Here is an 11,568-nt window from a genome sequence, read left to right as displayed (position 1 = left end):
CATATCCAGGGGCTGCACCCGGGTCAGCGTATCCGCATCGGACGATAGCTCCCCTTTGGTGAGTGCGTAGTGAAGGGCGTCGTCCACCAGATCTTTGAAGGTGTAGAGTTCGAAATCGCCATATTCCGTTTGCACCGGTTTCTGCGACACCAGCTCGACGGACTGCTCGTGGAGGGAGCGGTAGGTAATCAGATCTGCGATGGTACCCATGGGCAGCTGATGCTTCTCCGCGAAAAGCTCCAGTTCCGGCCGTCTCGCCATGGTGCCATCTTCATTCATGATCTCAACAATGAGCGCGGCGGGTTCAAAGCCCGCCATGCGGGCGAGGTCCACGCCGGCCTCGGTGTGTCCTGCACGTCTGAGCACGCCACCTTCTTTGGCAACGAGAGGGAAGATGTGGCCCGGTTGGCAGATATCCGTGGGTCTCGCATCGGCGCTGGCAGCCACTTTTACCGTGCGCGCGCGCTGTATGGCGCTAATACCCGGGGCGAGATTCTCGGCAGCATCAATGGATACGGTGAAATTGGTTTCATGCTGGGAACGGTTGTCCCTCACCATGAGAGGTAACTGCAATTGCCGCGCCCGTTTCTCTGTGAGCGGCATGCAAATCAAACCGCAGGCTTCACTGGCAAAGAAGTTGATAATTTCCGGGGTGACGGCTTCTGCGGCGATGATTAGATCGCCCTCGTTTTCCCGATCCTCGTCATCCATAAGGATCACCATCTGTCCCTGACGGATGGCCTCGATAAGATCGGGTACGCTGCTTAGAGCCATAACTAGCTGTCCTGCTGTTTTGATAAATGCGAATTGCCGTAAGCCATGAGTGCAACCGTCAGATCATTTCGATCCCAATGGCCGTTGCTTCACCGCCGCCGATGCACAGCGCCGCAACGCCGCGCTTGCCGCCGGTTTTACGCAGGGCGTACATAAGGCTAACGATAATGCGCGAACCGGTGGAACCGATGGGGTGCCCCTGGGCGCAGGCGCCGCCATGAATATTGACTTTGGCGTGATCGAGACCGTGCTCGCGCATGGCGAGCATGGTGACCATGGCAAAGGCCTCGTTAATCTCGAAGAGATCTACGTCCGCAACACTCCAGCCGGTTTTATCGAAGAGCTTCTGAATAGCGCCGCCCGGCGCCGTGGTGAATTCTGAGGGGGCCTGACTGTGGCGGCTGTGGGCCACAATGCGTGCCATGCCGGAAATACCCCGATTCGCGGCCTCGGTACCGGACATCAGCAGCAGCGCGCTGCCTCCATCAGAAATGGAGCTGGCGGTAGCCGCAGTGATGGTGCCGTCTTTGGTAAAGGCCGCGCGCATGGAGGGTATGCGATCCACATTAGCCTTGTGGGGCTGTTCATCATCGCACACCAGAGTGTCGCCCTTGCGGCTGCTGACGGTGACGGGGGCTATCTCCGGAGCCAGGGATCCATCGTCGATAGCAGCCCTGGCCCGACGCAGAGACTCGATAGCAAAGGCATCCATGTCCTCGCGGCTAACACCCTCGCGATCTGCGGTAGCCTGGGCAAAGGTTCCCATGGAACAGCCATCGTAGGCATCTTCGAGTCCGTCCAGCATCATGTGGTCAAAGGCGGTAGCAGAGCCCAGGCGGAATCCGCTGCGCGCGCCCATAAGCAGGTGGGGGGCATTGCTCATGCTCTCCATACCTCCGGCCAGCACGATATCGTTGGTACCGGCCATGATGCTGTCATAGCCAAAAATCGTGGCCTGCATGCCGCTGCCACAGGCTTTATTGACGGTGACCGCGCCGGTGCTCACCGGTATGCCTGCGGCGATAGAAGTTTGCCGGGCAGGGCATTGCTTGAGACCTGCGGGCAGCACGCAACCCATAAATACTTCATTGATAGCCTGGGGTTCCACGCCGCTTTTTTCCAGCGCGGATTGTGCAGCTACCGCAGCCAGTTGGGGGGCCGCTACACTGGCGAGCGCGCCCTGGAGACCTCCCATAGGGGTTCGGGCACCATCAACAATCAGCACGCTTTCTTCACTCATGGTTTCTTCCTTGGCTTCGTCTTCGGCGGGGGCGTGATTTAGCCACAGTGTTTCTTGCGCCTCAAGCTTGATTTCCCGCCGTTGCCCGGTCGGAAATTGCCGTTGTTGTGACGAATCGCTTGCCTCTTACCGCCTCGCGGAACGCCCGGGGGCTTAGATCAGTAGCGCTGCGAAAAGCCTGGGAAAAGCGGCTTGGGGAGCTGAATCCGCAGCGCCAGGCGATGTCCGCCAGGGCGAGGTCCGAGTGCTGCAGCAATGCGCGGGCTTCACGAATGCGCAGATTCTGGAGGTAGCGGATTGGTGTTTCGCCGGTGGCCTTGCGAAACCGCCGTCCAAAACTTCGGGGGGATAAGCCGCTCAGTGCAGCGAGGCGCTCCACGCTGTGTGCGTCGGCGGGGTGCATTTGCATATGGTCCTGAGCATCGCGGATAAGCGCATCATGATGGGCGCCGGAAGACTCCTGAAGAAAGGCCGCCGTTTCAAAGGACTGGCGGGCTTCCGGTGAGAACTGTGTCTCTACCGCGCGGGCGATGCGTTCACCGTAGTGCTGTTCTACATAGTGCACCATAAAGTCACCGATAGAGTTGACGCTACCCACGCAGTACAGGCGCTCACTCTGGGTAATAAGGTGACGGCGCTTCAGGTTGACCCGCGGGTAACTTTGCTCAAAGCGATCAAAATCATGCCAGTGGGTCGTCGCCGGTCGTCCGTCCAGAAGACCGGTCTCCGCCAGAAGGGCGCTGGCCGTACCAACACTGCAGATTGTGCTACCCCGAGCATGGAGTTCCTGCACCCTGGGAAGCCAGCCGCCGGCACGGTGCACCACGCGCCGGGGATGTCGCCAGATGGCCGGCAGGATCAGGAGGTCGCAGAATTCCAAATCAGACAGGTCACCGTCGAGTCCCAGCCGCAGTCCCGAATCAAGGGTGACCGAAGATTCACCTTGTAGCCCCAACAGCTGAATGTCGGTGTCCATACCCCGGCCACGAATTGCCCGCGACATTTGTGCGGCGGCGCGCAGTATCTCCGCTGGCAGAGTAACGCTGGTGGCGAGGGCCTCGGGGTAGAGAATCAGGGCAGCGGTGGGCATGGCGATTTTGGCCGGTTTTATAAATAAATTGACGCTTATAGGATACAGATAAAGGGGTAGGGCTGCCTACACTGCGTCTATCGCAGTTCTGTGCAGGTGTTCCCGTGGGACAAGCTCTACCCGTTATTGTCAGTTTTGGTGGCGTTAACAGTGCCGGCCGCAGTTCCATGCATCATGCCTATGCGCGAATGGTGGAGGGCGCCCTGAATGCTGATCGTCGCGGCAAAATGCTCACGGCGCTTCGCCAGCTCACGGGCGCTGCCGACGATAGCGACGCGGGCCTTCTGGATCGCACGCTGATTCGGCGCATCGGCCCCCAGCACTTTGATCCCACTCGCGTGTCCTGGAATCAGCGACTTCCCACTCGCAGCAATGGTGCACCCGTGAGCTTTGAGCTCCATCGGCGTTATCTGCCCGTGCCGGTGCCGGATGACTGGCAATTGCTCCCCGGAGAGGATCAGGAACACGTGCGTGTTCAGATTGTGGGAGAGCAGCAATTTTTGCTGCCCACGCACCGCGAGTTTGAGGTCAAGGCTGCCAGTCAGCTGCCCGATGGCTTTGACCCGGCGGCGCTTTATCAGTCACGAAATCACCCCCGGGGGCTCGCCATGTCAGTGTTCGCCGCCAGCGACGCCCTGGGGAATCTGGGATTGGACTGGGATGCACTGCTGACGACCCTGGCCCCCGATCAGATCAGTGTGTATGCCGGCAGTGCCATGGGACAGTTGGACGATAACGGCACCGGCGGCATGCTCAAAGCGCGCTATCGTGGCAGTCGCATCACCTCCAAATTCTGTCCTCTGGGTCTGGCGGAGATGCCTGCGGACTTCGTCAATGCTTACGTGCTTGGGACGGCCGGTTCTACCGGAGCAACCCTGGGAGCCTGCGCATCGTTTTTATACAACCTGCGCCATGCGATCCATGATATTCGTTCGGGGCGCGCGCGGGTCGCCTTTGTGGGCGCTGCCGAAGCCCCCGTCACGCCGGAAGTCATGGAAGGCTATGCGGCCATGGGCGCACTGGCGACGGATAAAGGCCTGCGTCAGCTGGACGGATTGGGTGAGGAAGTGGAGCCCGACCATCGCAGGGCCTGCCGACCCTTTGCTGAGAACTGCGGATTTACCATTGGTGAGTCTTCGCAGTTCCTGGTGCTTTTTGATGACCAGCTTGCACTGGAGACCGGCGCCAATATTCTCGGGTCCGCAGCGGATGTGTTTATCAACGCCGATGGCTTTAAAAAATCTATTTCCGGCCCCGGGGTAGGCAACTATCTGACCATGGCCCGGGCAGCCGCCTGCGCCCGCGCGATTGTGGGTGAAAAGGGCCTTCGCGAGGGCGGCCTGGTTCAGGCCCACGGCACAGGCACACCCCAGAATCGGGTGACCGAATCGGTGATTCTCAGCCGGGTTGCCGGTGCTTTTGGTATTGAGCATTGGCCGGTGGGTGCCATTAAGAGCTATGTAGGTCATTCCTTGGCCGCGGCCTCCGGGGATCAGATCGCGGCAACCCTTGGGATCTGGGCTGAAGGTTGGATGCCCGGAATCAGCACCACGGCGGAGCTTGCCGATGACGTGGCAACAGATAACTTAAGCTTCAATCTTGAACATCAGGAATTAGATTTGTCTAAACAGCGATATGCGTTGATCAACGCCAAAGGTTTTGGGGGTAACAACGCATCGGCAACAATTTTAAGTCCCCTGCAAACCATGGATATGCTCAAGGCCCGTCATGGCGCGTCGAGTATGTCCCGGTGGGAGAATGCGCAGGAAGCCGTAAAAGAGGCGCAGGAAGCGCGGGAGTCCCGCGTTCTTGCGGGGCAGGAATCTCCGCGATACCTCTTCGACAATAATGTGCTTGGCGATGATGCCGTGAGCTTTGATGGCGAGAGCATCGCCGTTGCGAACCAGCGTGTGTCGCTAGTACAGTCAAACCCCTTTGAGGACTAGTGCCCCGGTATTACCGCCAGCATTCCTCAGACCCTGACAACTTTGGCTGGAACTCGCGGGTGCTGATTTGAACAATCGAGTGACACTGCACCCCATAGCGGGCTTGCCGCAATCGATCACCCTAAGAACCCACAACCCCAGGACTGACCTGGTATCGCGAAAGCTGCACGAGGAAGGGGGGTGGGAGCCTTTTGAAACACAGCTTTGGATTGCCTCCCAGCGCCCCGGGGACATTGTGGTGGATGTGGGCGCGAACCTTGGCTATTTCAGTATTCTCAGTGCGCTTCATCCTGCGAGCGCGGCGCGCATATTCGCCTTTGAACCTGCGGCGGACAATGTCCTGCTTCTTCAGCAGAACCTTCGTTTAAACCAGTGTGAAAGTGATGTGGAGATAGTCCCCATCGCCTTGGGCGATGACGACGGGCAATGTGCGCTTTATCGCAACGAGGACAACCGGGGAGATCATCAAATCTATGCCGGTGACGGACGCCGGTCCAAGGAAATGATTACCGTTCGCCATGGCGCACGGCTTCTTTCGCCGCGCGTTGATCGCATTGATCTTCTCAAGGTGGATACTCAGGGGAGCGAGTATGCGGTCATGCAGGGGTTGCTACCGCTGTTACAGCAAAGCGCGGGCAGTTTGCGGATATTGCTGGAGCTGACACCTTACTCCCTTCGACTTGCCGGCAGTAGCGGCAGGGCGCTTGTCACTTTGATTGCGGGACTGGGTCTGCCGCTCTGGATCGTGGACCACGTGGAGCACCGTCTTGTAGCCTCAAACGCCGCGGCCCTGTGTGAATGGTCGGATAATGTAGATGCCGAGCAGGGCGACCGGGGGTTCATGAACATCTACGCGGGCGTTGCTCCCAAGGAGCTCTCCGGCTGAGACTCGCGTGTGCTGCGTGTGCCTGTAAATGCCGTGAATATCGCTGTTATCATGATTCTCCATTTTAAGCGATGAGTGATTCATGGCGACGGTGTTTAACGGCCTTAGCTTTCTGCAGCAGCGCAACTCCATGCCTCGGCTCACGGGCCCCGGGCCGGATGCAGCAGAGCTCGAACAAATGCTTCAGTGTGCATTGCGCAGTCCCGACCATATGCGCCTGCGACCCTGGCGCTTTGTCAGTATTCAGGGCGATCGACGCAGGGACTTCGGTGAGCTGCTTCGAGCCTCCCTGCTGCGGCGGGATCCTCATGCAGACGAGGCGGCCCAGGAAAAAGCACGAACTGCGCCCCTCCGTGCGCCGCTGGTCATCGCAGTCATGGTCTCGCTGAAAGAGCATCCCAAGGTGCCCGCCTGGGAACAGCGAATTTCCGCAGGTTGCGCAGCTTTCAGTCTCATACTCGCAGCGGAAGCACTGGACTACGGCGCCATCTGGCGCACCGGCGAGATTGCAGAGGATATGCAACTGCTTCGCGATATTGGCGGCGAGGACAATGAGGAATTTGTCGGTTTTATCTATGTAGGCAGGCCGGATTGCAATCCCAAACCGGTGCCAACGATGGTGAGCGATGAGTTTCACCGCGTTTGGTAATGACCATTTGTGAGACATGAGCATTGCAGCACAATGCTGCGGTATAAAGCGGAATATAAATTACGGACCTTTGAAAAAGCAGGAAGCAGACATGCAGCAGGAACAGATAATCCAACCGAACTTTGAAACCCTGGAGCTTACGGTCAACGCCCATGTTGCTGAGGTGTTTTTGAACCGCGGCGACAAGGCGAACTCCATGAACACCACCATGTGGCGGGAGCTCCAGGCCTGCTTTGAGTGGCTGGATAGTGAGCCCACGGTGCGGGCGGTGATTCTCGCTGCCCATGGCAAGCATTTTTGCGCGGGCATCGATCTCAAAATGCTCATGGAGGTGCAGGGTCAGAGCAAGGACCCGGCGCGGCGCGCTGAGTACTTTCGGCGCAACGTACTGGCGATGCAGGACAATCTATCTGCCATGGAAAAGTGCCGCAAGCCTGTCCTGGCTGCAATCCATAACACCTGCATCGGTGGCGCGATGGATATGGTGACCTGCGCGGATATGCGCTATGCCTCCGACGATGCCTGGTTCTCTATTCGCGAAATCGATATCGGAATGACGGCCGATGTGGGAACCCTGCAGCGCCTTCCGAAGATTGTCCCCTACGGCGTAGCCTGCGAACTTGCCTATACCGGTAGAAATATGACTGCGAGTGAGGCACAGCAGGTGGGTCTGGTGAACAAGGTGTTTGCCGATCGCGAAGCGCTGTTATCGGGAGTCCGGGAAATTGCAGCGATGATCGCCAGCAAAGCGCCTCTTGCCGTGCGCGGGAGCAAGGAAATGCTGCAATACAGCCGGGACCATAGTGTGCAGGAAGGCTTGAATTACATCGCCACCTGGAACGCGGGCATGCTCAGCGCCCAGGACCTTGAAGAAGGTCTTGCCGCGCAAATGGAGAAGCGGGCCGCCAATTACGACGACTGATGCTGCTGCAACGCGGTACGCCCCTTTTATAGAGGGGCTACCTGTTCTCAGGGGTTGCCGGGATATTTATCCATTTCGATGAAGGGGTGTAGCGCCAGCGCTATACCCTCATCAACAAAGCTGTTGTTCTCCAGAATGGAGCGACGTCTGATATAGCGACCGGTGGACGAGCGGGCATCGATAGCATCCGTGGCATCCAGACCGCCGCGGCTGACAAATACCCGCTTCAGTTCCGTATCAAAAATGGTGACCTGCAACGACGAGACGGCAGCGGGCATAGACCAGTCAAAGTCTGCGCTCACCCCGGTGCCCGGTCCCTGCATGGAAGGGCGCCGCGATACGCCATCCCAGCGGCCAATGTGCTTGAGTCCGATGTTGAAGGGCACCTCCAGCTCCACAAGGTCGGTGAACACAAACGCGTCCAGCTCTGTGGTTTCCGCAAAGCGGTCGCGGACACTTGTCATAATCTGGGAAAAGGTCTTCATATTCACGCGACCCGTTGTGGGATCCACGGGGTCACCGAAGGCGCGTACAGCGGTATTCCAGTGCTGCTTGAATTCCCGTTGGGGCAGTACGTTGTAACCCCCCGCCTTCAGGTAGCTGCTGATACGCGCATCGATACGTGGCGCCACATCCTCAAGGTGGTTTCGCGAAGGGATACCCAGATTCACGTGGGGGATCACTACAGTTTTTATCGGCGACTCCGCCAATTGCTCGCTTTCTATTTCAAAAGGAAACACCGTAGGGTTATAGCCGCCACCGGTGGCACAGGCGGTGAGAAATGTGAGCGTTGAGAGCGTGAGGAGTAACAGCTTTTTTGGCATATTCTTCGGTAACATGTCGGTGTGAATTTCAAGAAGGGCGAATGGTAACAAACTTGGCAGCAAACGAAGAACAGTCAGAGTGTGAGGCGTCATCCGCGGCAGGCTTACATGCCTCGGTACGTGGAGAGGGGGAGCCAGTGGTCCTTCTTCACGGGCTTTTTGGCATGGGAAGCAATCTGGGCAGCCTTGCCCGGGCGTTGGCGCCGTCATTCGAGGTGCACCAGCTGGACCTCCCTAACCATGGGCGGTCTCCCTGGCAGGCCCACAGCAGTCTTGATGATCTTGCAGACAGCATCGCTGGCTATATCAAGAGTGAGGATCTGGGCCCCGTGACGCTGGTCGGACATTCCCTGGGGGGCAAGGTTGCCATGCAGCTTGCTTTGACACAGCCCGAGGCGGTTTCCGCACTCGTTGTTGCGGACATCGCACCGGTCATTTATCCATCGTCTCATGATGCCGTGTTTTCGGCGCTTGCCGCGGTGGAGCTCGCCAAGCCGAGGTCGCGGGCGGAGGCGGGCGATATCATGGGCAAACTATTGAAAGAACCCGCACTGATACCGTTCCTGTCGCTCAGCCTTCGACGGAACGAGGAGGGGGTGTACGTCTGGCGTTTCAACGTTCGGGCTCTGCGGGAAAACTATTCGGCGTTTCGCGAGCCGCCAGGCGGTGCTCCCTGCAATAGGCCGGCGCTGTTTGTTTACGGTCTGAATTCAAGCTACGTTGATGAAGCGGGCAAATTGGCGGCCCTGGGACTGTTTCCCGCGGCGCAATTTGCAGGCATTGCCGACACGGGGCATTGGCTCCATGCCGAAAAGCCGGTGGAATTCAACGCTGCTGTGCTGGGTTTTTTGCAGCACGGTGGAATAGCGCAACGGGAAAATCAGCAATGACACTGACGATCTGGGACCTGGTGTTTGTGGGGGTTTTCGGCGGTCTCGCCTGGTACCTGTTCAGTGGCACCCGGGTGCGAGAACTGGCGGTGGCGGCGGCCAAACGATCGTCGGAGCTTGCGGATGTGCAAATGCTGGATCAATCCGTGGCGCTTTCCCGAACGTCTCTCAGTCGTGATGGCAATGGCATCTGGCGGGTCTGGCGTCAGTATCGTTTTGAATACAGTCGCGATGGTGTCGGCCGCGAGGTGGGCCATATCATTATGCTGGGGCCACGCTTACAGGCCGTGCTTGTCGCAGAGGCGCCGACGCTCCACTGATCACAGCGCCTGAGCCACCTGCGCAAGAATGGCGGCCGCTACCAATGCGAGGAGGATCGCAAAAACCCGGTCGATAGCACCAGCGCGCTTGCGAAGACCTTCGATCCACGCTCCTCGCGTAAATGCCACTGTGATCAACGTGTACCAGAGTCCATCGATGAAAAATGCCGTGGAAACCATCGTAGCCTGGCTTCCGCTGCCCGCCTCGGGATGCACGAACTGACTGAACAGCGCGAGCATAAACACCGCGAGTTTTGGATTCAGAAAAGCAATGGTAAAGCCATCACGGGCTGCGGCGCTGGCGTGAGCAGTGGCTGTATCCTTTATTGAAGGTTCCCCATGGGCACTGCGCCACAGTCCGTAGGCAAGCCAGAGCAGATAAATAGCGCCCAGCGTTTGCAGGGCGGTGAACAGGCGATCGCTGGTCGCTATGATCGCGCTCAGGCCGAAAACGGTAAGCGCTGCGTAGAGTCCCACGCCGAAGGCATGGGCCCAGGCAGCGGCAAGACCATTAATCCTCCCGCCGCTGAGACTCGCACTGATTACGACGGCCAGGCTCGGGCCGGGGGAGGCGGCGCCGGCCAGGCAGAGGCTGGCGAGACTGAGCCACTCCCACAGCGTCATAGCGTTGTTTTGCCCTTGATCAGCGCTAGTGGTGCCGGCAATGCCTGTGACAGGCACATGACGGTAGATCCATCCTGTGCAAATTGAGGTTTAATCATCGAATTTGTCCGGGTTGTCCACAAAACCTGTGGATAAAGCGGTGCACAATTTGTTTAGCATGCCCGTAATCCCCCATGTTGCGGTTCTTTTGTTTCCCTGGTTAAATTTCGAGCAAGTCTATAATTATCAATTATTTCAATGGTTTATGAGTTTTTATTCAGAGTAATACTGCGCGATGCAGCGTAACTTCGATTCTTCCGTTAGCCGCCCCATCGCTGTGCATAACAATTCTCAAGTGCTACGTCGCGTAACCTTTTTAGCGGTAACATGCAACGGCTGAGTAACGTTACTGTCACCGTGTTGTCACATAGCTGCACGGTTTCCCCGGTAGATACAGCCCGAGGTGCAGGTTTCGCGAATCTCAATTGCCGATAGATCCGGTAAGGCGGGCAGCACGCGATCCCATATCCAGCGACAGAGGTTTTCGCTGGTGGGATTTTCCAGTCCTTCAATGTCATTCAGATAGTAGTGGTCCAACTGTTCAATGACCGGTTTGCAGGCTGCTTTAATATCCCCAAAGTCCATGATCCACCCGGTTGTCTCTCCTGGCTCTCCTGCCACGTAAACGCGCAGTTGAAAGGAATGGCCGTGCAGGCGCTCACATTTGTGGCCCTGCGGCACCTGCGGCAATCGATGGGCTGCCTCAAAGTGGAAGTCCTTAAAGATCTCCATTAGTTCTCTCCCAGGTAAAGCGGCCTATTTTCGATGTATGTGCTGTCAATGGAAAGTCTTTGAAGCGGCAATTGTTGTATGCGTGCTGTTACTTCCGGGTCCAGAGGGCTCGCTGAAGACCACCGAGATTGCCAAGAAAGCTGCAGAGTCATGGTGGAAAATCGCCATGATCGCAGCGTCGATCCTGAATTTTCTCAACGCTGGTAAAATCCGTTGACAGGCAAAGGCAAGGCTCTATAATGCGCCCCTCCAACGCGGGTGATTAGCTCAGCTGGGAGAGCATCTGCCTTACAAGCAGAGGGTCGGCGGTTCGATCCCGTCATCACCCACCACGTTGCCTCAGGCTTTTTTCTTTGATGATAAAGCCGGGTTTTACGCAGTGAATTCGTGAAACTCTGGAAGTGTGTTAGCGCGTTGTCTACCCTGGAGCGGTAGTTCAGTTGGTTAGAATACCGGCCTGTCACGCCGGGGGTCGCGGGTTCGAGTCCCGTCCGCTCCGCCATTTTTTGGCACTGTTTCAAGTCCTTCCGTTTCAGCCTGCTCGCCAGGCTTTGTACTTGGTGCGAATCTCCGCGACGATCTCTTCGGGGCTTCTGTCGGTGGTATCAATCACCAGATCAAAGTTCCGTGTG

The 11,568-nt window shown here is 57.7% G+C and carries 12 protein-coding genes and 2 tRNA genes; 8 read left to right on the top strand and 6 right to left on the bottom strand.

All coding sequences use genetic code 11. The features are described from left to right. The 3 genes from ribB to ACTG3T_RS14125 all read right to left on the bottom strand — a co-directional run. On the bottom strand, positions 1–774 hold a 774-nt coding region (ribB, locus tag ACTG3T_RS14135), incomplete at its 3' end, for a 3,4-dihydroxy-2-butanone-4-phosphate synthase (RefSeq protein ID WP_439102930.1). Positions 775–832: 58 nt separating this feature from the next. After that, positions 833–2,014 carry an acetyl-CoA C-acyltransferase gene (locus tag ACTG3T_RS14130; protein WP_439102929.1) on the bottom strand — a complete coding sequence of 394 codons (1,182 nt, stop codon included), beginning with the start codon at positions 2,012–2,014 and terminating at the stop codon, positions 833–835. A gap of 61 nt (positions 2,015–2,075) precedes the next feature. Continuing rightward, complete coding sequence (locus tag ACTG3T_RS14125) at positions 2,076–3,104, bottom strand: GlxA family transcriptional regulator (protein ID WP_439102928.1); 1,029 nt, start codon at positions 3,102–3,104, stop codon at positions 2,076–2,078. Positions 3,105–3,208: 104 nt separating this feature from the next. Here ACTG3T_RS14125 and ACTG3T_RS14120 point away from each other — a divergent pair, with 104 nt between their 5' ends. The 4 genes from ACTG3T_RS14120 to ACTG3T_RS14105 all read left to right on the top strand — a co-directional run bounded on the left by ACTG3T_RS14120 (position 3,209) and on the right by ACTG3T_RS14105 (position 7,507). Continuing rightward, a complete protein-coding gene (locus ACTG3T_RS14120; RefSeq protein ID WP_439102927.1) occupies positions 3,209–5,050 on the top strand; it encodes a beta-ketoacyl synthase in 1,842 nt (613 codons plus the stop codon). Positions 5,051–5,117: 67 nt separating this feature from the next. Then, positions 5,118–5,936, top strand: coding sequence for an FkbM family methyltransferase (locus ACTG3T_RS14115; RefSeq protein ID WP_439102926.1), 819 nt, complete (start codon positions 5,118–5,120; stop codon positions 5,934–5,936). A gap of 82 nt (positions 5,937–6,018) precedes the next feature. Further along, complete coding sequence (locus tag ACTG3T_RS14110) at positions 6,019–6,585, top strand: nitroreductase family protein (RefSeq protein WP_439102925.1); 567 nt, start codon at positions 6,019–6,021, stop codon at positions 6,583–6,585. 91 nt (positions 6,586–6,676) lie between these two features. Further along, positions 6,677–7,507 (top strand): crotonase/enoyl-CoA hydratase family protein, encoded by an 831-nt coding sequence (locus tag ACTG3T_RS14105; protein ID WP_439102924.1) that lies wholly within the window; start codon positions 6,677–6,679, stop codon positions 7,505–7,507. Between the two features lie 47 nt (positions 7,508–7,554). Here ACTG3T_RS14105 and ACTG3T_RS14100 read toward each other — a convergent pair whose 3' ends face one another. Continuing rightward, positions 7,555–8,346, bottom strand: coding sequence for a hypothetical protein (locus ACTG3T_RS14100; protein ID WP_439102923.1), 792 nt, complete (start codon positions 8,344–8,346; stop codon positions 7,555–7,557). Between the two features lie 26 nt (positions 8,347–8,372). Here ACTG3T_RS14100 and ACTG3T_RS14095 point away from each other — a divergent pair, with 26 nt between their 5' ends. Beyond that, complete coding sequence (locus ACTG3T_RS14095) at positions 8,373–9,221, top strand: alpha/beta fold hydrolase (protein WP_439102922.1); 849 nt, start codon at positions 8,373–8,375, stop codon at positions 9,219–9,221. Further along, the gene (locus tag ACTG3T_RS14090) at positions 9,218–9,541 is read left to right on the top strand and encodes a DUF3301 domain-containing protein (protein WP_439102921.1); all 324 of its coding nucleotides are present in this window, start codon (positions 9,218–9,220) and stop codon (positions 9,539–9,541) included. The genes ACTG3T_RS14095 and ACTG3T_RS14090 overlap by 4 nt, the downstream gene beginning before the upstream one ends. Here ACTG3T_RS14090 and ACTG3T_RS14085 read toward each other — a convergent pair whose 3' ends face one another. Together ACTG3T_RS14085 and queD are read right to left on the bottom strand one after the other, a co-directional pair. Beyond that, on the bottom strand, positions 9,542–10,222 hold the full coding sequence (locus ACTG3T_RS14085; protein ID WP_439102920.1) for a LysE family translocator: 681 nt from the start codon (positions 10,220–10,222) through the stop codon (positions 9,542–9,544). Positions 10,223–10,567: 345 nt separating this feature from the next. Next, a complete protein-coding gene (gene queD / locus ACTG3T_RS14080; RefSeq protein ID WP_439102919.1) occupies positions 10,568–10,936 on the bottom strand; it encodes a 6-carboxytetrahydropterin synthase QueD in 369 nt (122 codons plus the stop codon). 256 nt (positions 10,937–11,192) lie between these two features. Between queD and ACTG3T_RS14075 the strand changes: the two genes are divergently transcribed. Then, positions 11,193–11,268: transfer RNA gene (locus ACTG3T_RS14075), tRNA-Val, on the top strand. Positions 11,269–11,361: 93 nt separating this feature from the next. Beyond that, a tRNA-Asp gene (locus ACTG3T_RS14070) sits at positions 11,362–11,438 on the top strand. Positions 11,439–11,568: the final 130 nt, after the last annotated feature.

Origin of the sequence: Congregibacter sp. (genome assembly GCF_965660375.1) — a bacterium.
Taxonomy (GTDB): Bacteria; Pseudomonadota; Gammaproteobacteria; order Pseudomonadales; family Halieaceae; genus Congregibacter.
The sequence above is the reverse complement of the archived record's forward strand: the minus strand, read 5'-3'. Positions and strand labels throughout refer to the sequence as shown.

Bases quoted from the DNA above. Each gene is read 5' to 3' on its own strand.
- ACTG3T_RS14090 (WP_439102921.1), top strand. From the start codon at position 9,218: ATGACACTGACGATCTGGGACCTGGTGTTTGTGGGGGTTTTCGGCGGT.
- queD (WP_439102919.1), bottom strand. From the start codon at position 10,936: ATGGAGATCTTTAAGGACTTCCACTTTGAGGCAGCCCATCGATTGCCG.
- ACTG3T_RS14105 (WP_439102924.1), top strand. From the start codon at position 6,677: ATGCAGCAGGAACAGATAATCCAACCGAACTTTGAAACCCTGGAGCTT.
- ACTG3T_RS14130 (WP_439102929.1), bottom strand. From the start codon at position 2,014: ATGAGTGAAGAAAGCGTGCTGATTGTTGATGGTGCCCGAACCCCTATG.
- ACTG3T_RS14125 (WP_439102928.1), bottom strand. From the start codon at position 3,104: ATGCCCACCGCTGCCCTGATTCTCTACCCCGAGGCCCTCGCCACCAGC.
- ACTG3T_RS14110 (WP_439102925.1), top strand. From the start codon at position 6,019: ATGGCGACGGTGTTTAACGGCCTTAGCTTTCTGCAGCAGCGCAACTCC.
- ACTG3T_RS14095 (WP_439102922.1), top strand. From the start codon at position 8,373: ATGGTAACAAACTTGGCAGCAAACGAAGAACAGTCAGAGTGTGAGGCG.
- ACTG3T_RS14100 (WP_439102923.1), bottom strand. From the start codon at position 8,346: ATGTTACCGAAGAATATGCCAAAAAAGCTGTTACTCCTCACGCTCTCA.